This is a genomic window from Micromonospora sp. WMMB235, assembly GCF_001855515.1.
GTDB classification, from domain to species: Bacteria; Actinomycetota; Actinomycetes; order Mycobacteriales; family Micromonosporaceae; genus Micromonospora; species Micromonospora aurantiaca.
In genome coordinates this window covers 5,079,806-5,104,695 of record NZ_MDRX01000001.1, presented here as the reverse complement: position 1 = coordinate 5,104,695, position 24,890 = coordinate 5,079,806, and the positions used below count along the sequence as shown (strand labels likewise).

General features: G+C 74.0%; 21 protein-coding genes and 2 pseudogenes. 7 read left to right on the top strand and 16 right to left on the bottom strand.

Translation table 11 applies throughout. The features are described from left to right. Positions 1 to 59 precede the first annotated feature (59 nt). From BFV98_RS22520 to BFV98_RS22490, 7 genes are all read right to left on the bottom strand, one after another. A complete protein-coding gene (locus BFV98_RS22520) occupies positions 60 to 1,526 on the bottom strand; it encodes an NADH-quinone oxidoreductase subunit N (RefSeq protein WP_071097737.1) in 1,467 nt (488 codons plus the stop codon). After that, positions 1,523 to 3,028 (bottom strand): NuoM family protein, encoded by a 1,506-nt coding sequence (locus BFV98_RS22515; protein ID WP_071097735.1) that lies wholly within the window; start codon positions 3,026 to 3,028, stop codon positions 1,523 to 1,525. The genes BFV98_RS22520 and BFV98_RS22515 overlap by 4 nt, the downstream gene beginning before the upstream one ends. Further along, positions 3,025 to 4,950, bottom strand: a complete 1,926-nt coding sequence (locus BFV98_RS22510; protein WP_071097733.1) for an NADH-quinone oxidoreductase subunit L — start codon at positions 4,948 to 4,950, stop codon at positions 3,025 to 3,027. The genes BFV98_RS22515 and BFV98_RS22510 overlap by 4 nt, the downstream gene beginning before the upstream one ends. After that, on the bottom strand, positions 4,947 to 5,327 hold the full coding sequence (gene nuoK / locus BFV98_RS22505) for an NADH-quinone oxidoreductase subunit NuoK (protein ID WP_013288666.1): 381 nt from the start codon (positions 5,325 to 5,327) through the stop codon (positions 4,947 to 4,949). The genes BFV98_RS22510 and nuoK overlap by 4 nt, the downstream gene beginning before the upstream one ends. Beyond that, positions 5,324 to 5,872, bottom strand: coding sequence for an NADH-quinone oxidoreductase subunit J (locus tag BFV98_RS22500; protein WP_071097731.1), 549 nt, complete (start codon positions 5,870 to 5,872; stop codon positions 5,324 to 5,326). The genes nuoK and BFV98_RS22500 overlap by 4 nt, the downstream gene beginning before the upstream one ends. Beyond that, complete coding sequence (locus BFV98_RS22495) at positions 5,869 to 6,459, bottom strand: NADH-quinone oxidoreductase subunit I (protein WP_013288668.1); 591 nt, start codon at positions 6,457 to 6,459, stop codon at positions 5,869 to 5,871. Before BFV98_RS22495 ends, BFV98_RS22500 begins: the two co-directional genes overlap by 4 nt. A gap of 73 nt (positions 6,460 to 6,532) precedes the next feature. Continuing rightward, positions 6,533 to 6,955, bottom strand: coding sequence for an ester cyclase (locus BFV98_RS22490; protein WP_030269290.1), 423 nt, complete (start codon positions 6,953 to 6,955; stop codon positions 6,533 to 6,535). 94 nt (positions 6,956 to 7,049) lie between these two features. On the opposite strand from BFV98_RS22490, the gene BFV98_RS22485 reads away from it, so the two are divergent. After that, positions 7,050 to 8,093 (top strand): glutathione S-transferase family protein, encoded by a 1,044-nt coding sequence (locus BFV98_RS22485; protein WP_071097730.1) that lies wholly within the window; start codon positions 7,050 to 7,052, stop codon positions 8,091 to 8,093. A gap of 202 nt (positions 8,094 to 8,295) precedes the next feature. Here BFV98_RS22485 and nuoH read toward each other — a convergent pair whose 3' ends face one another. Both nuoH and BFV98_RS32770 read right to left on the bottom strand, forming a co-directional pair. After that, complete coding sequence (gene nuoH, locus BFV98_RS22480) at positions 8,296 to 9,258, bottom strand: NADH-quinone oxidoreductase subunit NuoH (protein ID WP_013288672.1); 963 nt, start codon at positions 9,256 to 9,258, stop codon at positions 8,296 to 8,298. Positions 9,259 to 9,491: 233 nt separating this feature from the next. Beyond that, positions 9,492 to 10,139, bottom strand: a pseudogene (locus BFV98_RS32770) (NADH-quinone oxidoreductase subunit C); the annotation flags it as partial. A 103-nt stretch (positions 10,140 to 10,242) separates the two neighbouring features. On the opposite strand from BFV98_RS32770, the gene BFV98_RS22470 reads away from it, so the two are divergent. After that, complete coding sequence (locus BFV98_RS22470) at positions 10,243 to 11,289, top strand: glucose 1-dehydrogenase (protein ID WP_030269284.1); 1,047 nt, start codon at positions 10,243 to 10,245, stop codon at positions 11,287 to 11,289. A 32-nt stretch (positions 11,290 to 11,321) separates the two neighbouring features. Here the strand turns inward: BFV98_RS22470 and BFV98_RS22465 are convergent, their stop codons facing one another. Together BFV98_RS22465 and BFV98_RS22460 are read right to left on the bottom strand one after the other, a co-directional pair. After that, positions 11,322 to 12,638 (bottom strand): DUF2252 domain-containing protein, encoded by a 1,317-nt coding sequence (locus BFV98_RS22465; protein ID WP_013475209.1) that lies wholly within the window; start codon positions 12,636 to 12,638, stop codon positions 11,322 to 11,324. Positions 12,639 to 12,674: 36 nt separating this feature from the next. Continuing rightward, a complete protein-coding gene (locus BFV98_RS22460; protein WP_013288676.1) occupies positions 12,675 to 13,235 on the bottom strand; it encodes an NADH-quinone oxidoreductase subunit B in 561 nt (186 codons plus the stop codon). A gap of 149 nt (positions 13,236 to 13,384) precedes the next feature. On the opposite strand from BFV98_RS22460, the gene BFV98_RS22455 reads away from it, so the two are divergent. From BFV98_RS22455 to BFV98_RS22445, 3 genes are all read left to right on the top strand, one after another. Next, a complete protein-coding gene (locus tag BFV98_RS22455) occupies positions 13,385 to 13,942 on the top strand; it encodes an RNA polymerase sigma factor (protein WP_071097726.1) in 558 nt (185 codons plus the stop codon). Further along, positions 13,935 to 15,125 carry a hypothetical protein gene (locus tag BFV98_RS22450; protein ID WP_071097724.1) on the top strand — a complete coding sequence of 397 codons (1,191 nt, stop codon included), beginning with the start codon at positions 13,935 to 13,937 and terminating at the stop codon, positions 15,123 to 15,125. Before BFV98_RS22455 ends, BFV98_RS22450 begins: the two co-directional genes overlap by 8 nt. Positions 15,126 to 15,224: 99 nt before the next feature. Then, positions 15,225 to 16,166 (top strand): hypothetical protein, encoded by a 942-nt coding sequence (locus tag BFV98_RS22445; protein WP_071097722.1) that lies wholly within the window; start codon positions 15,225 to 15,227, stop codon positions 16,164 to 16,166. 49 nt (positions 16,167 to 16,215) lie between these two features. Here BFV98_RS22445 and BFV98_RS22440 read toward each other — a convergent pair whose 3' ends face one another. The 3 genes from BFV98_RS22440 to BFV98_RS22430 are packed head-to-tail and all read right to left on the bottom strand — an operon-like array spanning position 16,216 to position 19,474. Then, positions 16,216 to 17,694, bottom strand: a complete 1,479-nt coding sequence (locus BFV98_RS22440) for an aminotransferase class V-fold PLP-dependent enzyme (RefSeq protein WP_071097720.1) — start codon at positions 17,692 to 17,694, stop codon at positions 16,216 to 16,218. Positions 17,695 to 17,729: 35 nt separating this feature from the next. Continuing rightward, positions 17,730 to 19,127, bottom strand: a complete 1,398-nt coding sequence (locus BFV98_RS22435) for an MFS transporter (RefSeq protein WP_071097718.1) — start codon at positions 19,125 to 19,127, stop codon at positions 17,730 to 17,732. A 32-nt stretch (positions 19,128 to 19,159) separates the two neighbouring features. Beyond that, positions 19,160 to 19,474, bottom strand: coding sequence for an MGMT family protein (locus BFV98_RS22430; protein ID WP_013288682.1), 315 nt, complete (start codon positions 19,472 to 19,474; stop codon positions 19,160 to 19,162). Positions 19,475 to 19,487: 13 nt separating this feature from the next. On the opposite strand from BFV98_RS22430, the gene proB reads away from it, so the two are divergent. Continuing rightward, the gene (proB, locus tag BFV98_RS22425; protein ID WP_013288683.1) at positions 19,488 to 20,645 is read left to right on the top strand and encodes a glutamate 5-kinase; all 1,158 of its coding nucleotides are present in this window, start codon (positions 19,488 to 19,490) and stop codon (positions 20,643 to 20,645) included. Between the two features lie 74 nt (positions 20,646 to 20,719). Further along, positions 20,720 to 21,961 (top strand): glutamate-5-semialdehyde dehydrogenase, encoded by a 1,242-nt coding sequence (locus BFV98_RS22420; RefSeq protein WP_071097716.1) that lies wholly within the window; start codon positions 20,720 to 20,722, stop codon positions 21,959 to 21,961. A gap of 669 nt (positions 21,962 to 22,630) precedes the next feature. On the opposite strand, the pseudogene BFV98_RS33105 reads toward BFV98_RS22420, so the two are convergent. After that, positions 22,631 to 23,500: pseudogene (locus BFV98_RS33105) on the bottom strand (prenyltransferase/squalene oxidase repeat-containing protein); the annotation flags it as partial. Between the two features lie 129 nt (positions 23,501 to 23,629). Beyond that, positions 23,630 to 24,877, bottom strand: a complete 1,248-nt coding sequence (gene moeZ, locus BFV98_RS22410; RefSeq protein ID WP_176921716.1) for an adenylyltransferase/sulfurtransferase MoeZ — start codon at positions 24,875 to 24,877, stop codon at positions 23,630 to 23,632. Positions 24,878 to 24,890: the final 13 nt, after the last annotated feature.

The following is a 24,890-nucleotide window of genomic DNA, read 5'->3' as shown; positions in this document are numbered from 1 at the left end:
AGTTGCCTGGATGTTGCTGTGCGCAGGCTGAAGCGGTCGCCCATCCGGGCAGGAACCGGTCAGCGCGCCGCCACGTCCAGCACGAGCTGCGGTGCGAAACCGATCACCACCGCGGCGACGGTGGCCGCGCCGAGCGCCAGCACCACGGTCCGGGCGGGCCGGACCGTCGCCACGCCGGCCGGCGTCGCGTAGAGGGAGGCGGTGACCCGCAGGTAGTACGCCAGGCCGATCACCGCGTTCAACGCCACCACGAGCGCCAGCCAGCCCGCGTGCCCGGCCAACAGCGCGCGTACCACCGTCACCTTGGCGAACAGCCCGGCCAGGCCCGGCGGCAGCCCGGCCAGCCCGATCAGCGCCAGCGCGAACGCGCCGCCCACCCACGGGTGCCGCCGCGCCGCGCCGCGCAGGTCGGCGAGCGTGCCGCCGTCGCCGTCCGCCGGGCGCAACGCCACCACAGCGGCGAACGCGGCCAGCTCCAGCAGCACGAAGAAGATCGCGTACGCGACGGCTGCGGCGTACGCGGCCGCCCGCGCGTCGCCGGTGCGGCCCGCGGCCAGCGCCAGCGCGCCCAGCGGGGCGAGGATGTACCCCGCCTGGGCCACCGACGACCAGGCGAGCAACCGCACGGTACGCCGCTGACGCAGCGCCACCAGGTTGCCGACGGTCATGGTCAGCACCGTCAGCGCCGCCAGCACCGGGCCGGTCAGGTCGCCGGGCAGCGCCCGCTGCACCACAGCCAGCAGCGCCACCACGCCACCGAGCTTCGAGGCGGTCGACAGGTACGCGGCCACCGGCAGCGGCGCGCCGTCGTACGTGGCAGGGGCCCAGGCGTGGAACGGCACGGCGGCGACCTTGAACGCCAGCCCGGCCACCACGAGTGCCACAGCGACTGTGGTCAGCGGCAGATCGGTCAGGTCGTCGCGGGCGGCCAGTGTGGCGCCGAGCCGGTCCAGGTGCAGCGTGCCGGTGACCGCGTAGAGCAGCGCCGCGCCGAGCAGCGTCACTGTGGTGGCGACCACGCTCACCACGAAGAACGTCGCAGCCGCCTCGGCACCGGCGAGGCTGCCCCGGCGCAGGCCGACCAGCACGTACAGCGGGAGCGTCAGCGTCTCCAGCGCCACGATCAGCGTGATCAGGTCACCGGCGGCGCCGAGCACCACGCCGCCTGTCATCGCGCAGGCGAGCAGGAAGCAGTACTCGCCGACCGGGGTGCGCCCGGCACGCAGCAGCGGACCGGACAGCGCCAGCACGCCGAGCGTGAGCAGGGCGATCACCGCCCCGACCAGCGCCGCCCGGCCACCCCACACCCAGGAGCAGTCCGCGCCCACGCAGAACGTGCGCCGCTCACCGGCCGCCCCGACCAGTGCCGCGCCGGCCACGGTGCCGGCCGCGCCGAGCGCCGCCACCGCCACCGTGACGGCGGGCCGGGCCACCAGCAGGTCGAACAGGAGCACCAGCACGGCCGTGCCGGCGGCCAGGTACGCGGGCAGCATCGCCACGTTGTCGACACTCTGCACCAGGCTCATGGGACGACCCCCAGCAGCGCCTCCACCGGACCGGAGGCGTACGACAGCACGAGCGCCGGGGCCAGGCCGACCGCGAGCGCGAGCAGCACCAGCGGCGCCCAGGCGGTCAGTTCCGCCCCGGCCAGCCCGGGTGCGAGCCCCGCCACCGCCGGGCTGGGCCGCCCGTGGGTGACCCGGCGCAGCAGCCGCAGGAAGTACGCGGCGGTGAGCGCCCCGCCCAGCGCGGCCAGCACGGCCAGGGTCAGCCAGAGCGGGCCGCCCCGCTGGACGGCGGCGACCACGGCGAACGCCTCACCCCAGAACCCGGCCAGGCCGGGCAGCCCCAGCGAGGCGACAGCCGCGAAGCCGAGCAGTCCGGCCAGCCGGGGCGCGGTCTCCCGCAGCCCGGACAGTTCGGCCAGCGAGCCGGTGTGCGCGCGGTCCTTGACCGCCCCGGCCAGGAAGAACAGCAGGCCGGTGATGACACCGTGGGCGATGTTGCCGATCAGCGCGGCCTGGATCCCGGTGGCGGTGAGCGTGGCGACCCCGAGCAGCACGAAGCCCATGTGTCCCACGCTGGAGTACGCGATCAGCCGCTTCAGGTCGTCCTGCGCGAGGCAGACCAGCCCACCGACCAGGATCGCGGCGACGGCGAGCACGCCGAGCACCGGCGCGGCCCAGCGGGCGCCCTCCGGGGCCACGCCGACGGCGACCCGGATCAGCCCGTACGTGCCCATCTTGAGCAGCACCCCGGCGAGGATCACGCTGCCGACGGTGGGGGCCTGGGTGTGCGCGTCGGGCAGCCACGAGTGCAGCGGCCAGAGCGGGCTCTTCACCGCGAACGCCAGCGCCAGCAGCGTGAACGCGGCGAGCTGCGTGCCCCGGGACAGCCCGGCGCCGCCGGTGAGCGCGACCAGGTCGGCGGTGCCCGCGGCGGCCACCACCACGTAGACGCCGACCAGCAGCAGCACCGAGCCGAACAGCGTGTAGAGCGCGAACTTGCGGGCCGCCCGACGACGGTCCGCGCCGCCCCAGCCGGCGATCACCGCGTACATCGGCAGCAGGACGACCTCGAAGAACAGGAAGAACAACACCAGGTCGAGCGCGAGGAACGTGCCGAGGATGCCGACCTCGACCACCAGCAGCAGCGCCACGAGCGCGCGCCCGCTGCCGCCACCGGTCGGCACCCGCCACAGCGTGTACGCGCAGCACAGCAGCGTGAGCAGCGCGGTCAGCACCACCAGCGGCCAGGAGATGCCGTCCACGCCGAGGTGGAAGCGCAGGTCGAGCCCGGGCACCCACTGCAGGTCGAGCTGGTGCCACGGCTGCACCGCCGGGCGTGGCCCGTACCCGAACCAGCCGTGGTCGCCGCCGACCAGCGGGAGCGTCGCCAGCAGCGTCAGCGCGGCCGCAACGGTGCCGACCACCCGGCCGGCCCGGTCGCCGGGCACGACGGCTGTGGCCAGCGCGCCGAGCGCCGGGACCGCCACCACGGCGACCAGCAGGACCTGCCCGAACGTCATGAGGTCACTCCGATCAGCGCGACCGCGAGGCCGATCAGCAGCGCGCCCGCGAGCACCCCGGCCGCCGCGCGCGGCAGCGCCGCCCGGTGCAGCGCGGCCAGGCCGCCGCCCACCTCGACCGCCGCCCGGCCGCTGCCCTCGACCAGCCCGTCCACGCCCAGTTCGTCACCGGTACGCACGACCCGCGCGAGCGCGCCCGCCGGGCGTACGACGAGGGCGTGCTGGACGTCGTCGAGCCGGAACGCGCGGGCGAAGACCGGCCGCAGCGGACCCAGGAAGCGGGCCGGGTCGGCGGCCGGGTCGCGGCGCCAGCCCGCCCAGGCGACGCCCGCGCCGGCGAGCAGCAGCAGGAACGGCAGGATCAGGTTCGGCGCCAGGTGCACCAGCTCGACCGCCTCGCCGGTGTCGTCGCCGGGCACGCGCAGCCGGTCGGCGAACCAGGGCGCGAACGCGGCCAGGCCGAGCAGCGCGGCCGGGGCCGTGAGCACCAGCACCGGCCAGCGCAGCAGCGCGGGCGGGTCGTGCGGGCGCAGCAGCGGCGTGCGCGTCCGGCCGAGGAACGTGCGCAGCAGCAGGCGGGTCGCGTACCAGGCGGTCACCGCCACGCCGACCAGCCCGGCCAGCCAGACCAGCCAGCCCACCCAGGCGGCTGTCGGCCCGGCGCCGTCGAGCGCGGCCGCCTCGGCGGCGGCGAGCACGCCGTCCTTGCTCCAGAAACCCGAGAGCGGGGGTACGCCGGCGAGCGCGCCCAGGCCGACCACCATGCACCAGAACGTGACGGGCATGGCGGTACGCAGGCCGCCCATCCGGGACATCAGCGTGGTGCCGACGGCGTGGATCACCGCACCGGCGGCGAGGAACAGCAGCGCCTTGAACGCGGCGTGGGTGAGCAGGTGGAACAGCGCGGCAGCAGGTGCGCCGACCGCCAGCGCGCCGGTCATGTAGCCGATCTGCGACACGGTCGACCAGGCGAGCACGCGCTTGATGTCGTCCTGCGCGGTGGCGGCGAACGCGCCGAGCAGCATGGTGATCGCGGCCATCACGCCCAGCACGGCGAGCGCGGCCGGTGCGCGCTCGAACAGCGGGAACAGCCGGGCCACCGCGTACACCCCGGCGGCGACCATGGTGGCGGCGTGGATCAGCGCGGACACCGGCGTGGGACCGGCCATCGCGTCCGGCAGCCAGGTGTGCAGCGGGAACTGGGCGCTCTTGCCCGCCACCCCGGCGAGCAGCAGCAGGCAGGCGACGGTGAGCGTGCCGGTGCCGTAGTCGTGTGCCAGCACGTCGGCGATCCGGAAGCTGCCCGCGCCCACGCCGAGCAGCGCGATGCCGAGCAGGAAGCCGACGTCACCCACACGGGTGACCAGGAACGCCTTGACCGCCGCTCCGGGTGCCTCGGGCAGCCGCCGGTCGTGGGCGATGAGCAGGTACGAGCAGACGCCCATCACCTCCCAGCCGACCAGCAGCATGATCAGGTCGCCGGACACCACCACAGTGAGCATGGCGGCGGTGAAGAGGCTCAGCTGCGCCGCGTACGGCGGGTAGCGGTGGTCGACGTCCACGTCGTCGTGCGGACCCCGGCGCAGGTAGCCGATCGAGTAGACCTGCACTGCGAGCGCGACGGCGGCGACGGCGGTGGCGACGAGTACCGCCACGCCGTCCAGCCGCAGGCCCAGCGTGACCCGCAGCCCACCCAGGTCGACCCAGGTGGTGGACGCCTCGACCGGGGCGTCCACGCGGACCAGCAGCGCCAGCGCGGCCAGCAGCGACACGGCCGCCCCGGCCACGCCCAGCGCGACAGCCGACCGACGGGCCGCCGCCCGGTCCTGGCGCGGGGCGGGCGGCAGCAGCAGGCCGAGCAGGCCGGCGACCAGCGGCGCGGCCGGCAGCACCGCGGCGAGCCACAGCGTCGGCGTGCTCACCGGACCGCTCCTTCCGTGCCCGGCGCTTCCGGCGTCGGCAGCCCGCCCGGGGCCACCGCGACCGCCGGTGCCGGCTCGTCGAGCGGCACGTCGTCGACCGTGACGCTGGCGCGCAGCCGGTAGAGCTGGAGCACGATGGCGAGCCCGACACCGATCTCGGCTGCGGCGAGCACGATCACGAACAGCGCGAACACCTGCCCGGAGTGCGGCAGCACGGCCTTGACGGTGGTGTCGGCGGTGACCAGCACCAGGTTCACCGCGTTGAGCATCAGCTCCACCGCCATCAGCACCAGGACGGCGTTGCGGCGGCGCAGCACGCCGTACACGCCGAGGCCGAACAGCAGCGCGGCGGTGACGTACGGGATGACCGGCCTCACGGGCGCCCACCCTCGTCGGCTGGTTGCGACGCGCTGGTGTCGGTGGACCGGCGGCCGATGTCGGGACGGGACAGCACGATCGCGCCGACCAGCGCGGCCAGCAGCAGCACCGACAGCACCTCGAACGGCAGCACCCAGGAACGGAACAGTTGCTCGCCGAGGCGCTCGGCGGTGCCGGCGGCGGGCAGGTCCACCCGGGACCAACGGAAAGCGTCGATCAGCAGCACCGCCAGGCCGAGGCCGCTGCCCGCGCCGACGAGCGCTGCGGCCCAGCCCGGCCGGTCCAGGTCGTCCGACGGGCCGATCGGCGCGCGGGTCAGCATCACCGCGAACAGCAGCAGCACCACCACCGCGCCCACGTAGATGAGCACCTGCACCCAGGCCACCAGCTCAGCCGTCAGCACCAGGTAGTCACCGGCCAGCGCGCCCAGGCACACCACCAGCCACAACCCGGCCCGGACCAGGTGACGGGTGGCGACCACCAGCGCACCCGCGCCCACCGCCACCGCGCCCAGCGCCAGCAGCAGGACGTCCGCACCGGTCATGAGACGGTGCCTCCGCCCGGATCGGTGGCGGCGTCGGGGCGTACCCGGGAAGGAGCCGGACGGGCCGACGGACCCGCCGCCTTCCGGGCGGCGGTGGTCTCCTCCTTGGAGGGGTCGCCGAGCGGGTCGTGGGCCGGCGGCGGCGGCACGGTGGCCATCCACTCGCCCAGATGGTCCTTGTCGTGCAGCAGGTTCTTGATGTCGTACTCGGCGTACTCGAACTCGGGCGACCAGTAGAGCGCGTCGAACGGGCAGACCTCGACGCAGATGCCGCAGTACATGCAGAGCGAGAAGTCGATGTCGAACTTGTCGAGCACGTTGCGCTGGCGGGGGCGGGCGGCGCCGGGCACCGCCACCTCCTCCTTGTGCGAGTCGATGTAGATGCACCAGTCCGGGCACTCGCGCGCGCAGAGCATGCAGACCGTGCAGTTCTCCTCCAGCAGCGCGATCACGCCACGGGAGCGGGGCGGCAGCTCAGGCTCGACGTCCGGGTACTGCTGGGTGGTCGAGCGGCGGGTCATCGTCTTCAACGTGACCGCCAGGCCCTTCACCAGGCCCCCGCCGGGCACTCCACCGTGCTCGCTCATGCCGCCCATCCTGCCCTGTGGCCCGGGCGCGCGCGACCACCACCCGGCGCTTTGGCCCGCGCGGGCGGCCGGATCACGCCTCGCCGGGTGTGAGCGGAGGCAGCATCTCCACGCCGAGCTGCTGGAGCATCTGGAACAGCTCGTTGACGCTCCACACGTCCACGATCCGGCCGTCGTCGTCGAAGCGCAGGAACGTCGCGCCCGAATAACTGACCACGCGGCCGGTCGGCGGCACCGGGCCGAACTGGCCGGCCTGGGTGCCGGCGGCCCGCCAGCGCACCGCCACCCGCGTACCTGTCGCCACCACGTCGACGATCTTGTAGCGCAGGTCGGGGAACGACGCCCGCCGGTCCCGGTGCCACGCCAGCATCGCCGCCGGGCCGGTGCCGCCCAGGCCCGGGCAGTCCGCCGCCACCAGCTCGTACGCGCTCTCCTCGCGCCCCGCGTTCCACACGTCGGCGACGAAACGCCGGGCTGCCGCCTCCACATCGGTCACGGCGGGCAGCCTATGCCCCTCTCCGGGGCACTCGCCCTGCCGGGAGCCGCCGGAGCGACCATGATGGGAGCGAAAGGCGAACTCGGAGGTGGGTGTGGGCAGCGACGACGAGGTCCTGGACCGGACCGGCGGCAAGTACGTGGAGCCGGGTGGCGAGTTCACCCGGGACCAGCGCTACATCGCCACCCGGATCACCGCGGACGAGCGGGACGGCTGGCCGGTGGAGCCGGGGCGCTACCGGCTGGCGGTCAGCCGGGCCTGCCCCTGGGCCAACCGGCTGATCATCATCAGGCGCCTGCTCGGGCTGGAGGACGCCATCTCGATGGCCGTGGCCGGGCCCACCCACGACAAGCGGAGCTGGACGTTCGACCTCGACCCGGACGGCAAGGACCCGGTGCTCGGCATCGAGCGGCTGGCCGACGCGTACTTCGCCCGCTTCCCCGGCTACGAGCGCGGCATCACAGTGCCGGCGCTCGTCGACGTGCCGACCGGGCAGGTGGTGACGAACGACTACGCGCAGATGAGCCTGGACCTCACCACCGAGTGGACTGCCTACCACCGGCCGGGCGCGCCGGACCTCTACCCGGAACCGCTGCGCGGCGAGATCGACGAGGTCAACCAGGTCGTCTTCGCCGACGTCAACAACGGGGTCTACCGGTGCGGCTTCGCCGGCAGCCAGGAGGCGTACGACAAGGCGTACCACAGGCTGTTCGACCGGCTGGACTGGCTGAGCGAGCGGCTCGCCGGGCAGCGGTACCTGGTCGGCGACACGATCACCGAGGCGGACGTACGGCTGTTCACCACGCTCGTGCGCTTCGACCCGGTCTACCACGGGCACTTCAAGTGCAACAGGCAGAAGCTCAGTGAGATGCCGGTGCTGTGGGCGTACGCGCGGGACCTGTTCACCACGCCCGGGTTCGGCGACACGATCGACTTCGACCACATCAAGCGGCACTACTACGAGGTCCACCGGGACATCAACCCGACGGGGATCGTGCCGCTCGGCCCCGACCTGAGCAACTGGCTGATCCCGCACGGGCGGGAGGAGCTGGGCGGTCGTCCCTTCGGCGACGGCACCCCACCCCCGCCCCCACCCCCGTCCGAGCGCGTGGACCCCGCCCACACCCCGTTGCGCTGACCCGCTCCCTCCCCCGCCCCGTCTCGCCCCACCCTCGCCCTGCCCTCGCCTCGCCCTCGCCCCGTCCTCGCCTCGCCTCGCCTCGCCGATCTTGCACTTTGGGCCCGGAACCTGGGCGTCTTGCCCCTTTCGCCGGGGCAGGAAGTGCAAGATCGACGGGAGGCGGGGAGGGGCGGAGGGCGAGGAGAGGGCGGCGGGCGGGCTACAGGGCCAGGCGGACTGCGGCGGTCAGGACGAGCTGGGCCAGGGCCAGGGGGACCAGGACCAGCCAGCAGAGACGCTGGAGCTGGTCCTCGCGCAGCCTCGGGTAGCTCACCCGCAGCCAGATGATCACGAAGGCGACGGCGAAGACCTTGAGCAGCGTCCACAGCCAGCCGAGCTGCGCGTCGGCGAACGGGCCCTGCCAGCCGCCGAGGAACAGCACAGTGGTCAGCGCCGCGATCACCACGATGCCCACGTACTCGGCGAGCAGGAAGAACGCGAACCGCAGGCCGGTGTACTCGGTCATGTAGCCGAAGACCAGCTCGGAGTCGGCCACCGGCATGTCGAACGGCGGACGGCGGATCTCCGCCAGCCCCGCCACGAAGAAGATCACCATGGCCGGTGCCTGCCACAGCAGCCACCAAGGCTGCCAGGCCTCCACGATGCCGGGCAGGCTGAGCGTGCCCGCCGCCATCGCCACCGAGGCGGCGGCCAGCACCAGCGGCAGCTCGTACCCGAGCAGCTGGGCAGCGCCGCGCAGCCCGCCGAGCAGGCTGTACTTGTTCGCCGACGCCCACGCGGACATGAGCACCGCCAGCACGCCGACGCCCACCACGGCGAGCACGAAGAACAGGCCGATGTCCAGCGGCTGGGCGACCAGGTCACCCGGCCCGAGCGGGATGACGAGCAGCACCAGCAGGTACGGCACCAGCGCCACAGCGGGCGCCAGCCGGAACACCGGCCGGTCCGCGTCGCGCGGGGTGACGTCCTCCTTCTGCACGAACTTGATGCCGTCGGCGACCAGTTGCGCCCAGCCGTGGAAGCCGCCCGCGTACATCGGGCCCAGCCGGCCCTGCATGTGCGCCATCACCTTGTGCTCGGCCTGGCCCACGATCAGCGGCAGCGTGAGGAACGCGACGAGCACGCCTGCCACGCGCAGGACCAGCTCCAACCAGTCCGGCATCAGCTCTCCCCCGCCGCGTCCGGCTCCGGCTCCTGGCGGGGCGGCCCGGTCGGCCGCTCCCCCGGCAACGGCCGCCCGAGCGGACCCGCCTCACCGGCCGCGGGAGCAGCGGCGGACGCCGGCCCGGCCTCCCCGGAAACAGCCCGCTCCGGAGCATCCCCGGCAGTCGGCCGAGCCGGGCGCTCAGCGGCAGCAGGCCGCGCCGGACGCTCGCCCGGAGCGGGCCGCGCCGGCCGTTCGCGGGCCGGGCGCGCCGGCGTACCCCCTCGGGGGCCCTCACCCGCGCCGGCCGCACCCGCCGGCGTGGGCGTCGTGCCCCACTCACCCGGCGCGGGCACGCCCGGCGGCCGGACCGGCCGGCGGCCGCCGCCCGCCTCCGACTCGCCCGGCTCCTTCGCGCCGGGCCACGGCTTGGCGACCCGGGAGGCGAGGACGAACTCCTTGCGCAGCGGGTGCCCCTCGAACTCGGGCGGCAGCAGCAGCGGCCGCAGCTCACCGTGGCCGGCGAAGTCGATGCCGAACATCTCGTGCGTCTCGCGCTCGTGCCACGCGGCGCCGGGGAACAGGTCGACCACCGAGGCGACGACAGGCGTGTCCCGGGGCACCCGGGTGCGCAGCAGCAGCCCGTGCCGGTGCCGGACCGACCAGAGGTGCAGCACCACGTCGAAGCCGTCGGCCAGCTCGTCCACCGCCGACAGCCAGTCCAGGAAGTCGAGATCCAGCTCGGCGTCGTCGCGCGCCGCGCGCACCGCGTCCGCCCAGCTCGCCAGGGGTACGTCGACGGTGGCGCGGGCGTACCCCTGACCGCCGGAGACCGATGCGGTGGCCTCGACGGGCGCGAGCAGCGCGACCACTCGCCGGCCGACCTCTTCCGGAGTCATGCGCTGATCCTATGGCCGACGGCTGCGGACCGGGCCGGGCCGCCCGTGCCGGGATCGCCGCTTTGCCGGACGGGCGGGGCGAGCGCGCGGAAAGATGAGGTCCGTGCGCGCTGTGACTGTGACCCCCGGTGTCCCGGACTCACTGCGGCTCGTCGAGGACTGGCCCGAGCCACCGCCCGAGGAGGGCGCGATCCTGGTCGAGGCGCTGGCTGTGGGTGTCTGCGGCACCGACCACGAGATCGTCGCGGGCGAGTACGGCGAGGCGCCGCCGGGCCAGGAACGGCTGGTGCTCGGGCACGAGTCGCTGGGCCGTGTGCTGGATGATCCGACCGGCACGTTGCACACCGGTGACCTGGTCGCCGGTGTGGTCCGCCACCCCGATCCGGTGCCCTGCGCGAACTGCGCGGTGGACGAGTGGGACATGTGCCGCAACGGCCAGTACACCGAGCACGGCATCAAGGCACTGCCCGGTTTCGCCCGGGAGCGCTGGCGGTTGCAGCCCAAGTTCGCCGTCGGCCTGGACCCGGCGCTCGCATCAGTGGGCGTGCTGCTGGAGCCGACGAGCGTGGTGGCGAAGGCGTGGGACCACATCGAGCGGATCGGCCGCCGGGCCGAGTGGAAACCGATGACCGTGCTGGTCACCGGCGCCGGGCCGATCGGGCTGCTGGCCGCGCTGCTCGGCAGCCAGCGTGGGCTGTCGGTGCACGTGCTGGACCGCAACACCACCGGGCCGAAGCCGGAGCTGGTCCGGGCGCTCGGGGCGACGTACCACACGGCGACCGTGCCCGAGCTGGACGTGAAGCCGGACGTGGTGATCGAGTGCACCGGCGCGCCCACAGTGGTGCTGGACGCCATGTGCAAGGCCGCGCCGACCGGCATCGTCTGCCTGACCGGTGTGTCCAGCGGCGGGCGGACGATCAACTTCGACGCCGGTGCGCTCAACCGGGAGCTGGTGCTGGAGAACAACGTGGTGTTCGGCTCGGTGAACGCCGGGCGGCGGCACTGGGAGATGGCCGCCGAGGCGCTCGCCCAGGCCGAACAGTCGTGGCTGACGTCGCTGATCACCCGCCGGGTGCCGCTGTCGAACTACCGCGAGGCGTACGCCTCGGTCGGTGAGGACATCAAGGCGGTGCTGGACTTCACGCAGTGAGGCGGGGCGCCGGACCCGGCGCCCCGGCCCTCTCAGATGCCTGGTAGCCGGCCGTTGCGGAACAGGTCCACGAAGAGCTGGTGGTCCTCGCGCGCCCGGATCCCGTACCGGTGGCCGAAGTCGACCAGGTAGCCGACGAACGCCTCCGGGTCGGCGTCGACGACCGCGACGATCGCCTCCTCGGTGGAGTAGTCGACCAGGTCGTGGCTGGACTCGTCGTCGGCGACCGAGTGCATCCGGGCCACCGCCCGGCCCAGGTCGGCGAGCACCCCCGCCAGTGCCTCCGGCTCGTTCACGTCGGCCCAGTCCAGGTCCGCCGCGTACGGGGACACCTCGGCGACGAGCTGCCCGACGCCGTCCAGCTCGGTGAAGCCCAGCCACGGGTCGGCGTGCGCCTGCAACGCACGCTGCGACTCGGCGGTGCGGTGACCCTGGTGCCGGAAGTACGACCGGACCCGCTCGTCGTCGACGTACCGCGCCACGGCCGGCACCTGCGCCTGCTTCATGTAGATGACGACGTCGTTCTCCAGCGCCTGGGTGTGCCCCTCCAGCAGCAGGTTGTACGACGGCAGCCCGGCCGACCCGATGCCGACGCCCTTGCGCAGCACCACGTCCTTGATGCCGGCGGCGACCGGGCGCATCCGGGTGGTCGAGTCCGGCAGCGTGTGCAGGTAGTCGGCGAACGCGGCGCAGACCTTCTCCCGGGTGGCGTCGTCGATCTCGTGGACGCCGTCGCCGAGGGAGAACCGGCGCTCGTAGTTGTCGATCGTGGTCTGCGCGGCGAGCAGGTCCACCCGGGTGTTCAGCCGCGCCTGCTGGAGCACCCGGCGCAGCACGCCGTCGGCGTTGTCGAGCGTGATCGAGCCGATCGCGTCGTCCCCGCCCGCGGCGATGGCCCGCAGTTCGGCCAGGTACGACCGGGCGAAGCCGGTCACCAGTTCGCCGATCACCCGGTCGGAGAGCGCCTTGGCGTAGCCGAGCAGCGCCACGCTGGCGGCGAACCGCTTCAGGTCCCAGGTGAACGGCCCGACGTACGCCTCGTCGAAGTCGTTGACGTTGAACACGAGCTGCCCGGAGGCGTTCATGTAGGTGCCGAAGTTCTCGGCGTGCAGGTCACCGTGGATCCACACCCGGCTGGTCCGCTCGTCGAGGAACCGGTCGCTGCCGAAGTCGCCACGCTGGTCGGCGTAGAACAGCGCGGCGCTGCCCCGATAGAAGGCGAACGGTGACGCCGCCATCTTGCGGAACTTGCGACGGAACGCCGCCGGGTCGATCGCCATGGACGCGCCGAACTCCTCGGTCAGCACGTCGATGATGAATGCGGAGCGCTTCTCCGCGAGGTCGGTCATGAGCCGCAGGCTAGCCCCGCGCCGCCACCTGGCGGTTCAGCCGACCGGCGGACGTACCGGGGGTGCGGTGAGCGCCTCGACCGGCCGCGCCACAGCGTCCGCCGGGGAGGTGAGCGCGTCGGGCCGGGGCACGCCGCCGATGCCTGACTGCTCGGCGGCGATCTTCTCCTGGAGGCGCAGGATGCCGTGCAGCAGCGCCTCGGGGCGCGGCGGGCAGCCGGGCACGTACACGTCGACGGGGATGAGCTGGTCGACGCCCTTGGTCACCGAGTAGGAGTCCCAGTACGGGCCGCCGCAGTTGGAGCAGGCGCCGAACGAGATCACGTACTTCGGCTCGGGCATCTGGTCGTAGAGCCGCTTGACCGCCGGGGCCATCTTGTCGGTGACGGTGCCGCTGACCACCATCAGGTCGGCCTGCCGGGGCCCGTGGGCGAACGGGATCACGCCGAGCCGCATGAAGTCGTGCCGGCCCATGCTGGTGGCGATGAACTCGATGGCGCAGCAGGCCAGGCCGAAGTTGAACACCCAGAGCGAGTAGCGGCGGCCCCAGTTCAGCACGAACCGGATCGGCTCGCCGAGCACGGCCGGCACCTGCACCTCGGGCCCTCCCCTGTCTGCGAAATTCCGCTGTCCCTGAACCGACAGTCAACCACAGCGCCCGGATCGGCAACCCCCGCAACCGGTACGGGCGTCAGGGCGTGTGACCGGCGTGACCGCGTCGGCGGTACGCACACGGGGAGGACCAGGTGACGGTGACGAGGGAGCCGATGCTCGACGAGCCACCCGAGGGGACAGCGAGGCGCGTCGAGAGGCGCGAGGCGGTCGACTTCGACGGGCTCTACCACGCACACTTCCGGTCCCTGACGCTTCAGCTCACCGCCTACTGCGGTGACCTGTCCCAGGCGCAGGACATGGTGCAGGAGGCGTTCTGCCGGGCGTTCGCCCGCTGGTCCCGGGTGTCCCGCTACGACGATCCGGTGGCCTGGGTCCGCCGGGTGGCCTGGAACCTGGCCACCAGCCGCTGGCGGCGGCTGCGGACGGCCCAGGCGTGGCTGCACCGCCAGCGGGAGGAGTACGTGCCGGGGCCGGGGCCGGACCGGGTCGCGCTGACCGCCGCGCTGGCCGAGCTGCCGCCGCATCAGCGCCGCGCCGTGGTGCTGCACTACCTGGCCGATCTGAGCGTCGCGCAGATCGCGGCGCAGGAGGACGTGCCGGAGGGCACCGTCAAGTCCTGGCTGTACCGGGGGCGGACCGCGCTGGCGGCGAAGCTCACCACCACGAGCGAGGTGAACCACCATGACTGAGCCCGACGACATCCTGATCGGCGGCGAGTTCGCCGAGTTCCGCACGGCGTACACGCCTGTGGTGCACCCGGCCGGGACGGCTGCGGTCCGGCGCACGGTCCGGCGCCGCCGCCGACGTACAGCGGTGGTCACCGCGGCGGCCGTGGTGCTTGCCGTGGTGATCCCGGTGGGTGCGAACGCCGCCCTGGACCGGCGGCCCGGACCGCCCCCGGCGCCCGCGCAGACAGTCACCCCGACTCCGTCCGAGAGCACGTCGCCGCCACCGTCGACGCCGCCGCCGAGCACGGCCAGCTCGACCCCGGCCGCTCCGGACGGGCGGATCACGCGGTCCCAGCTGCTCGCGGCCCAGCTCGACCTCGTGTCCTGGCCGGACGCACCGAAGACCTGTGTCAGTGACGACGTCCGGCTCCGTTCCGGCCCGCAGGACGAATCGGTCCCGACGCTGCTCGCCGGGCCGGAGTACGCCGACCTCGACGGCGACGGCGCGACCGAGACGGTCGTCCTCGTCGCCTGCCGCTACGGCGAGGCGTCGGGCAAACAGGTGCTCGCCTTCGATCGGGGCGGGGACGGCCGGATCATCACCATGGGCCGGGTGGTCGGCACCCGTGAGGGCATGGATGACATCACCGAGTTCTCGGTGCGGGACGGCGGGGAGGTCCGGGCGCACGTCGCCGACATCCAGCCCTGTTGCGGCACACCCGAATGGACGCCGCAACGGCAGTGGCGGACGTACGCCTGGAACGGTGAACGGTTCCGGCAGGTCGACGGACCCACGAAGTTCGGCACCGACCCCCGTCTGACCGACCTCACGATGACCGCCCGCGACGTCGTGGCCGGGCCGCCGGACAAGAAGGGGATCCGGAAGGTAACGGTCACCGTGACAGTGGTGAACCGGGGGCCGGTGAGCGTGCGCCAGCTCGGGTTCACCGGTTGGTACGACTACACGAGACCGAACGGGTCCGCCCTGGACCGGTGCCGGAACGTACGGCTCGACGGGGGCATCGCCTGCGTGCTGGACACCCTGTCGGTGGGCGCGAGCAGGACGTACACGTTCACGTTCGACCATCCGGCGACCGCCGACGAGCCGCCGACGCTGCGGGCGATCCACATCGACTCGCAGGAGCGGTACTGGAACGACCTGAACTGGAAGGACAACGAGGTCGAGCTGACCTCCGTCGGCTGACCGACAGATCGCAACCGACCGTCCCGTCTGGACGTGTCACCGGCATCGGACGGACGGAGATGCCGCCGTCCGGCAACGGGGAATCACGGGAGGAACAGCATGACCACACGTACGGCACGGATCGCCACCGCACTGCTCGGTGGGACCGCCGCACTGATCACCCTGGCCGCGCCGGCCGCCGCCGCGCCGGGCGCCGCCACCGGCCGCGTCGACGTCACGGCCCAGCGGCTCGTCCTCGACCCGACCGACCGGGGGTACGTCGGGACGCTCACCGCGACGGTGACCAACCGGCGGTCGACCGCGACGTCGGTGAGCCTGGTCGTCACCGAGCCGGCGGGGGCGTCGTTCACCTCCATCGAGCCCGGCGGCGGCTGCTTCTACGACCGCCTGGTGGAGAACCGGCTGGTGATCGGCTGCGGCGGCGAGCAGATCGAGGCCAGCAAGAGCCTCACCTTCCGGCTGGGCTTCCACGTCTGGACCACGGCGCGCACGTACCCGATGGTCGCGAACGGCGGGCGGATCGAGGTCGTCCCGGACGGCGCCGCCGCGGCCTCGGACGCCACCGGCTTCACCACCCTCTTCCGCTCCACCACCGGCAGCCTGCGCAAGCCGCGACCGTACGTGCAGGCCGTCGACACCGACCTCAGCATCCGGGGCAGCGCCGTGACGCTGACCCCGCAGCCGGACGGCACCCTGCTCGGCCGGATGCCGGTCACCGTGCGCTACGGCAACGACGCGCCGACCTTCGCTCTCAACGTCGCCGCCGCCCTGCCCGCGGGGGTGCAGGTCGACCACATCGAGCCGCAGGACATGCCGAGCTTCCCGCTCGGGTTCACCGTGCCGGGCGGCCGGTTCATGCCCGGCGAGGAGCGCACCTTCGACGTCTTCCTCAGCGCGCCCGTCGGCACGGCGGCGGGCGAGTTGGGCACCGGCAGCCTCACCGTGACCGGGAGCTACTTCTGGCAGGCCGAGGACCCGCAGGACGTGGACCCGTCGGACAACACCACGTCGTTCACGGTTACCGCGGCCGCCGCGAGCTGACCCGTCGCCCGCCCGGCCGGCGCCCACGCGCCGGCCGGGCGTCGCGGCGTCACCAGGCCGGACGTTGGAGCAACCCGACGAACTCGGCGAGCAGCCGTTCCCGCAGCCGCGCCGGGGCGGCGTCGAGCAGCGTGTTCACCACCGCCATCCGGTCCGGCACACCGGCGCCGCCGGCCAGGCCGAGGCCGCCGGCAAGCCCGGCCACCAGATCCGGGGTGAGCGCCTCCGGCGTGAGGCTGCCGGCCAGCGCCATCAGCTCCGGCGGCAGCACGACCGGCCCGGCGGCGCGGGCCGCCGCGACCGCCTCGGCCAGCGCCGGGCCGAACTCGGCCACCCGGGGCGCCACCGCCGCAGTCACCGTGAGGTGCACGCTGGCCGGCAGATCGGCGTACGTGAGCTGGGGCTGGGTGTGCCAGCCACGCGCGGTCAGCTCGTCGACCAGCACGAACAGGTCGAGCCCCGGATCGTCGCTGGTGAAGCAGACCACTGTGGTCTCCGGTTCGGCCATTAGCCGCAGGCCTCCGGTGGCCCGTACCGCGTCGGCCAGCCCGGTTACCGCGTCCCGGGTGGCGGCGGCCAGCCGCAGGTAGCCGTCCTCGCCGAGGTGGCGAAGTGTGGCGTACGCGGCGGCGATCGGCCCGCCGGACCGGGTGGAGGCGATCACCGGGTTGACCATCGTGTACCCGGGCCAGTCGGCGTACGCGAAGAACTGCGGGGCGCGCAGCGCCGGATCGCGGTGCAGCAGCACCGAGACGCCCTTCGGCGCGTATGCGTACTTGTGCAGGTCGACCGAGATCGAGGTGACCCCGGGCACGGCGAAGTCGAACGGCGGCACCGGCGCGCCGAGCCGGCGCAGCCAGGGCAGCGCCCAGCCGCCGAAGCAGGCGTCCACGTGGCAGCGCACACCCGCGGCCTGCGCGACGGCAGCGATCTCGGTCACCGGGTCGACCACCCCGAGCGCGTACGACGGGGCGGAGGCCACCACCAGCACGGTCTCCGGGCGGATCGCGGCGGCCACCGCGGCCGGGTCCGGCCGCAGCGTCACCGGGTCGACAGGCACGGTGTCCAGCGTGACCCGCAGGTAGTGCGCCGCCTTGGCGAACGCGGCGTGCGCGCTTGCCGGCGCCACGATCCGCGGCTCGGTCAGGTCGGGGCGGGCGTCCCGGGCCGCCTTGACGGCGAGCAGCAGCGACTCGGTGCCGCCGCTGGTGACGCTGCCGACCACGTCCGGTGCGCCGGTGCCGGGACCGCCGCCGAGCAGACGCGCGGCGGCGCCGACGAGCGCGTTCTCCATCGCCAGCAACGACGGGAACGCGGTCGGGTCGAGGCCGTTGACGTGCGCGCTCTCCGCGTACGCGGCCTGCGCCAGCTCGTCCAGTCCGGCCACGCCGGGGTCGTAGACGTACGCGAACAGCCGCCCGCCGTGCGTCGGGCGGTCGGCGGCCCGCAGCGCGCGGATCTCGCCTAGTACGTCCGCCGCGGGCATCCCCCGCGCGGGCAGCGCACCCACGTCTGCCGTGTCGGTCATCGGGTGGTTCCTCTCGTGGACGGGCCGGACGGTGCTCACGCCCGCGTGACCGGGGCGTCGGCCTCGGTGGTTCCGGACGCGGTGGCCTCGGGCACTGTGGCCCCGGACGCGGTGGCCAGCTGGGCCGGGGTCAGGGTGTAGCCGCGCAGCAGCACCAGCGGGATCGCCACCAGCAGGGCGGGCAGCACTGTGAAGCCGAGCAGCACGCCGAGCCGGGCCGTGTCGGACTGGACGGCGGCGGTGCCGGTGGACGAGGAGACGTAGCCGGAGAGCTGGAGCACCAGGCCGTAGATGCCCGGCCCCAGCGCCAGCCCGAACGTCTCCCCTGCCGTCCACAGCCCGGTGAACACGCCCGCCTGCCGCCGCCCGGTGCGTGCCGTGTCGTACGCGATGCAGTCCGGCAGCATGGCCAGCGCGAACACCTGCTGGCCGGCGTACCCGACGCCGATCACCGCGACCACCGCGTAGGCCGCGGCGGCGGGCAGAGCGGGCGCGGCGACCAGGGCCAGCGCGCCCGCGGCGAAGATCAGCGACGCGGCGACGAGCGACGCCCGCTTGCCCAGCCGGGCGCCGGCCCGGGACCAGAGCGGCATGACCAGCAGCGCGGGCGCGACGAAGCAGGCGAACAGCAGCGTCGGGCCGCTGTCCGGCTCACGCAGCACCTGGTCGGCGAAGTACTTCACCCCGGCCAGCACGGTGGCCACCCCGGCGGACTGGATCACGAAGCAGATCAGCAGCACCCGGAACGGCCGGTTGCCGGTGGCGACAGCGAGCTGAGCGCGCAGGCTCGGCTCGCTCTCGCCCACCGTCCCGGTCGGCGCGGATCGGGTGCCGAGGAAGACGCCGACCGTGCCGGCGACGATCAGCGCGGCCACGAACAGGCCCATCCACCGGTGGCCGGGCACGCCGTCGCCGCCCGCGCTCACCACCGCCGGGGCCACCGCGCCGGAGACCAGGATGGCCAGCGCCAGCACCGCGATCCGCCAGGTCATCAACCGGGTACGCTCCGCCGGGTCGGCGGTCAGCTCGGCCGGCATGGCCACGTAGGGCACCTGGAAGAACGCGAACGCGGTGGCCGTCGCCAGGAACGCCAGCGCCACGTACGCGGCGGCGCCCGGACCGTTGGCGAGCGGCGCGGCGAAGATCGAGGCGAACAGGACGGCGAGTGCCAGCCCGCCGCCGAGCAGGTACGGACGGCGCGCGCCCCAGCGGGAGCGGGTCCGGTCGGAGATCCGCCCGGCGACCGGGTTGACGAGCACGTCCCACGCCTTCGGCAGCAGCACCAGCAGCGCGGCCAGCCCGGCGGCGACGCCGAGCGTGTCGGTGAGGTACGGCAACAGGAGCAGCCCGGGCACGGTGCCGAACGCGCCGGTGACCAGGGAACCCAGCGCGTACCCGAGGTGCACCCGGCGGGGCAGGCCCGAAGCTGTCATGGCGCCGAATGTTACTCACGTTATGGCCCGGGTCACATCCCCTCGTCCGGTGACCAGGACGCCGCCGCCAGGTCCACCCGGTCGCCACGCAACGGGCAGCCCTCGGCGAGCAGCCGTTCCCGGGCCCTGCGCTCGTGCCCCGGCGGCATCCGCCCGGCCGCGTTCACCACCCGGTGCCACGGCACCCCGCCCCCGTGCCGCGCCATGATCGAGCCGACCAGCCGCGGCGACGCCCGCCCCGAGCGGTCGGCGAGCGCGTCGGCCACCGCCCCGTACGACATCACCCGCCCCGGCGGGATCCGCTCGACCAGCGCCAGCACCGCCTCGACGTATTCGTCAGGTGTCACGAGCTGCCACGATATGGGAACGCGCCGCGGCGCGGCAGACCGCAGCGCGCAGAATGGTCGGGTGCGCGAAGCAGTCACCTCGGCCCGGCGGATCGTGGTCAAGATCGGTTCGTCCTCGCTGACCACCGCGACGGGCGGCCTCGACGACGCCCGGGTCGACGCGCTCGTCGACACGCTCGGCGGGCTCGCCGCCTCCGGACGCGAGGTGGTGCTGGTCTCCTCCGGCGCGATCGCCGCCGGGCTCGCCCCGCTGCGGCTGCCCCGGCGCCCGCGCGACCTGGCCACCCAGCAGGCCGCCGCCAGCGTCGGCCAGGGCCTGCTGATCGGCCGGTACGCGGCCGCGTTCGCCCGGCACGGCCGCACCGTCGGGCAGGTGCTGCTCACCGTGGACGACGTGACCCGGCGGGCCCACTACCGCAACGCGTACCGGACGCTGCGCAAGCTGCTCGACCTGCACGCGGTGCCGATCGTCAACGAGAACGACACGGTGGCCACCGAGGAGATCCGGTTCGGCGACAACGACCGCCTGGCCGCGCTCGTCGCCGCGCTCGTCGACGCCGACCTGCTGGTGCTGCTCTCCGACGTCGACGCGCTCTGGACCGGCGACCCGGCCCGCCCGGGCAGCACCCGCATCACCGAGGTGCACGGCGAGGGCGACCTGGCGGGCGTGGACGTGGGCGGGGCCGGCCGGGCCGGGGTGGGCACCGGCGGCATGGTGACGAAGGTCGAGGCGGCCCGGATCGCCACCGGCTTCGGCATCCCGGTGGTGCTGACCGCCGCGCCGCTGGCCGCACCGGCGCTGGCCGGGGAGCCGGTCGGCACGTACTTCCACCCGAGCAGCCGCCGCCCCGCCGCCCGTCTGTTCTGGCTGGCGCACGCCACCGCCCCCCGCGGCCGCCTGCACCTCGACCCGGGCGCGGTGCAGGCGGTGGTCGGCCGTCGCAAGTCGCTGCTGCCCGCCGGCATCACCGCCGTCGACGGCGCGTTCACCGCGGGCGACCCGGTGGACCTGGTCGACACCGCCGGCGCGCCGGTGGCCCGAGGGCTGGTCAACTACGACGCGGTGGAGCTGCCGGGGCTGCTCGGCCGTTCCACCTCCGAACTCGCCGCGGCGCTCGGCCCGGCGTACGAACGCGAGGTCGTCCACCGCGACGACCTGGTCCTGCTGTAAGGAAGGGCCCCTTCTTAACAGACGTCTGTTAAGAAGGGGCCCCTCCTTGAACCCCGTCTGAAGGAGTACGCACGATGAGCGTCGTCGAGCAGGCCCGGCGAGCCCGGGACGCGGCGGAAGCCCTGGCCACGGCCACCCGTACCGTCAAGGACGCCGCGCTGCACGCGATGGCCGACGCGCTCGTGACGCGTACCCCGGAGATCCTGACGGCGAACGCGGCGGACCTGGCGGCCGGGCGCGAGGCCGGGCTGTCGGCGGCCGTGCTGGACCGCCTCGCGCTCGACGAGGGCCGGGTGGCGGCCATCGCCGACGCGCTGCGCCAGATGGCCACGCTGCCCGACCCGGTGGGCGAGGTGGTACGCGGCTCGACCCTGCCGAACGGGCTGGAACTGCGGCAGGTGCGGGTGCCGTTCGGGGTGGTCGGCATCGTCTACGAGGGCCGGCCCAACGTGACTGTCGACGCCGCCGGGATCTGCCTGAAGTCCGGCAACGCGGCGCTGCTGCGCGGCTCCTCGTCGGCCGCGCACTCCAACGCGGCGCTGGTCGCGGTGCTGCGCGACGCGGTCTCCGGCGCCGGGCTGCCGGCGGACGCGGTGCAGCTGCTCGACTCCAGCACCCGCGACTCGGTGAAGGAGCTGATGCGCGCCCGCGGCCTGGTCGACGTACTGATCCCGCGCGGCGGTGCGTCGCTGATCCGCGCCGTGGTCGAGGAGTCGACGGTCCCGGTGATCGAGACCGGCGTGGGCAACTGCCACGTGTACGTGGACGCCGCCGCCGACCTCGGCAAGGCCCTGGCGATCACGCTGAACGCCAAGACGCAGCGCCTGTCCACCTGCAACACCGCCGAGTCGCTGCTGGTGCACCGCGACGTCGCGGACGCGTTCCTGCCGGCGGTGCTGGCCGCGTTCGCCGACGCCGGGGTGACTGTGCACGGCACGCCCGAGGTCGCCGCCCACTCCGACGCCGTGGTCGCGGCCACCGAGGAGGACTTCGGCACCGAGTACCTCTCCGCCGACATCTCCGTCGCAGTGGTCGACTCGCTCGACGCGGCGGTCGCGCACATCCGCCGGTACGGCACCGGCCACACCGAGGCGATCGTCACCGACTCGCAGCGGGCGGCCCGGGAGTTCGTGGCCCGGGTGGACTCGGCAGCGGTCATGGTCAACGCGTCCACCCGCTTCACCGACGGCGGCGAGTTCGGCTTCGGCGCGGAGATCGGCATCTCGACGCAGAAGCTGCACGCGCGCGGGCCGATGGGCCTGCCGGAGCTGACCAGCACCAAGTACGTGGTCACCGGAGACGGTCACCTGCGCTGATCGGTCCGGTCCCCTGGGCGGCCACCAGTACGGGGTAGTGGGGGCATCATGGTGCCTCCGATGCCACCATCTCGCCGAACTGGTGTTGATCAACTGGCCGGGCTAGGCGATCTGGAGTGGATCCCCGTCCGCCGATGGCGGTGTGACGAGCGGAGGCAGCCCCGGGGGCACCGGAGCAGCGGGCGGCACCGGGCCGGACGGCGGGTCCGGCACTGACGGCGCAGCCGGCACGGTGCTCCCGTCGGGGAGCAGGTCGGGCGCGACGATCCAGGCGGACCACGGCCCCGGCCCGCCGTCCGGACCGGCCGACGAAGCAGGCGCGGTCTCCGGCCCGGCCGACGAAGCGGGCGCAGTCCCCGGCCCGGCCGACGACACGCCACCCGGCCCCGGCGAAGGGTCGGAGCCGAGGCGGTGCGGCGGCGGCCCGGCATCGGGAGCCGGGGCGGGCGACGCAGGCGCGGGCGCGGGCGCGGTTACCGGCGGGGCGGGCGACGCAGGCGCGGGCGCGGGCGCGGTTACCGGCGGGGCGGGCGACGCAGGCGCGGGCGCAGGCGGCGATGTGGGGAGGCGGCGCGGGCGCGGGGCCGGTACGGCCGGCGGCGCGGGCAGCTCCGCGGTCTGCGGCACCACGAACGGCGCTCCGGAGGTCGGGGCCTCGGGCGTGTTCGGGCGGCACGCGCGGATCGCCCGCAGCGTGGTGTGCACGTCGAACTGGTGGCCGTCGTCGCTGTCCCAGCCGCCGTCGCTGCGCTGCGTCTCGGCGAGCCGCCTGCGCGCGGAGACCAGCAGCCACTGCTCCTCGCCCACGTCGACCCGGCGCAGCGTGGCGGCCAGCCAGGCCACGTCGGCCGGGGACATCCGGGGGATCCGGTCGGCCAGCACCGCCTGGATGCGCGCCGACTCGTAGTACATCTGCTGGCGGTGCAGCACCGCGGCGGCGAGCCAGCCGGCGGGCAGGAAGGACGGCCAGCTGCCGTCCGGCGCGAGTTGCGCGGCCAGTGCCTGCGCCGCCGCCTGCACCACACCGGCGTACGCGCCGCCGACCCGGTGGTCCAGCGGACCGGCGGCCCGCGCGTCCAGCCCGGCCACTGTCAGCCAGAACCCGGCGTTGGCTGTCTGGTAGAGCCGGGCCTCGGGATCACCGGGGGTGGCCCACTCGGGGGCGAGCCCGGCCAGCGAGGGGTCCTCGTCCCAGCCGCCGTCGGGCAGTTGCCGGGCGGCCAGCCAGTCCAGCGCGTGCCGGGCGGCCGGGCGGCCCAGCGCGCCGAGGTCGTCCAGCTCGGCCAGGCGGAAGCAGGTCGCGTCGATCGAGGCGACCTCGCCGTCGAGGACCGCGGGCCAGCCGCCGCCCGGCGCCTGCCCGGCCTCGGCGGCGTCGAGCACGTCGGGCGGCACCGGAGCGCCGGAGCGCAGCCGGGAGAGACGGGCGCGGTCCACCGCGTCACCGTGAGCGACGACGAATCCGATCGCCGCGTCCAAGTCGACCACGGCACTGACGGTACTGGCGCGGCCGAGGTTACGCCTCGGCAGCTCGGTCAGGGCCGGTACCGCCCACCGGTCGTCGAGGGCATCCGCCGGAGGGTTGCCCGACCCGGCGTTTGCCCACGCCAGGGGCGCGGAAAGCACGACGGGCCCGCCCGGAGCGCCGGGCGGGCCCATCGACACGACTCAGTACGCGGGCAGCGACGGGTCGACCTGCTTGACCCAGGAGAGCACACCGCCCTGGAGGTGCACCGCGTCGGAGAACCCGGCCGCCTTCAGCGCGGCCAGCGCCTCGGCGGAGCGGACGCCGGACTTGCAGTGCAGCACGATCTGCCGGTCCTGCGGGAACTTCGCCAGCGCCTCGCCGGACAGGATCTCGCCCTTGGGGATGAGCGTCGCGCCGGGGATGCGGACGATCTCGTACTCGGCGGGCTCGCGCACGTCGACCAGGAAGATGCCCTTGCCCGAGTCCTGCCAGTCCTTCAGCTCCAGCGCGGTGATGGTCGAGTCGACCACCGCCTCCTGCGCCTCGTCGGAGACCGCGCCGCAGAAGTCCTCGTAGTCCTCCATCAGGTCGGTGAGGGTCGGGTTCTCGCCGCAGAGCACGCAGTTCGGGTCCTTGCGAACCTTGATCTTGCGGTAGCTCATCTCCAGGGCGTCGTAGACCATCAGCCGGCCGACGAGCGGCTCACCGATGCCGGCGAGCAGCTTGATCGCCTCGTTGACCTGGATCGACCCGATCGACGCGCAGAGCACGCCGAGCACGCCGCCCTCGGCGCAGGAGGGGACCATGCCGGGCGGCGGGGGCTCCGGGTAGAGGCAGCGGTAGCAGGGGCCGTGCTCGGCCCAGAACACCGACGCCTGGCCGTCGAAGCGGTAGATCGAACCCCAGACGTACGGCTTGCCGAGCAGCACCGCCGCGTCGTTGACCATGTAGCGGGTGGCGAAGTTGTCGGTGCCGTCGACGATCAGGTCGTACCGGGAGAAGATGTCCCGGACGTTCTCCCGGTCCAGCGCGGTGTTGTGGATCTCCACGTTGACCAGCGGGTTGATCTCGCGGATCGACGCCGCGGCGGATTCGGCCTTGGACCGGCCCACGTCGGAGACGCCGTGGATGACCTGGCGCTGGAGGTTCGACTCGTCGACGGTGTCGAAGTCGATGATGCCGAGCGTGCCGACACCGGCCGCGGCCAGGTAGAGCAGCGCCGGCGAGCCGAGGCCACCGGCACCCACACAGAGCACCCGGGCGTTCTTCAGCCGCTTCTGCCCCTCCACCCCGACGTCCGGGATGATCAGGTGGCGCGAGTAGCGGCGGATCTCGTCTACGGTCAGCTCGGCGGCGGGTTCGACGAGCGGGGGCAACGACACGGTGGACTCCCCGGGATCGGCGGTGTGACCGCGCCATTGTCGCTCGCCCGGACGGGGATCGGCCATGATGAGGGACACT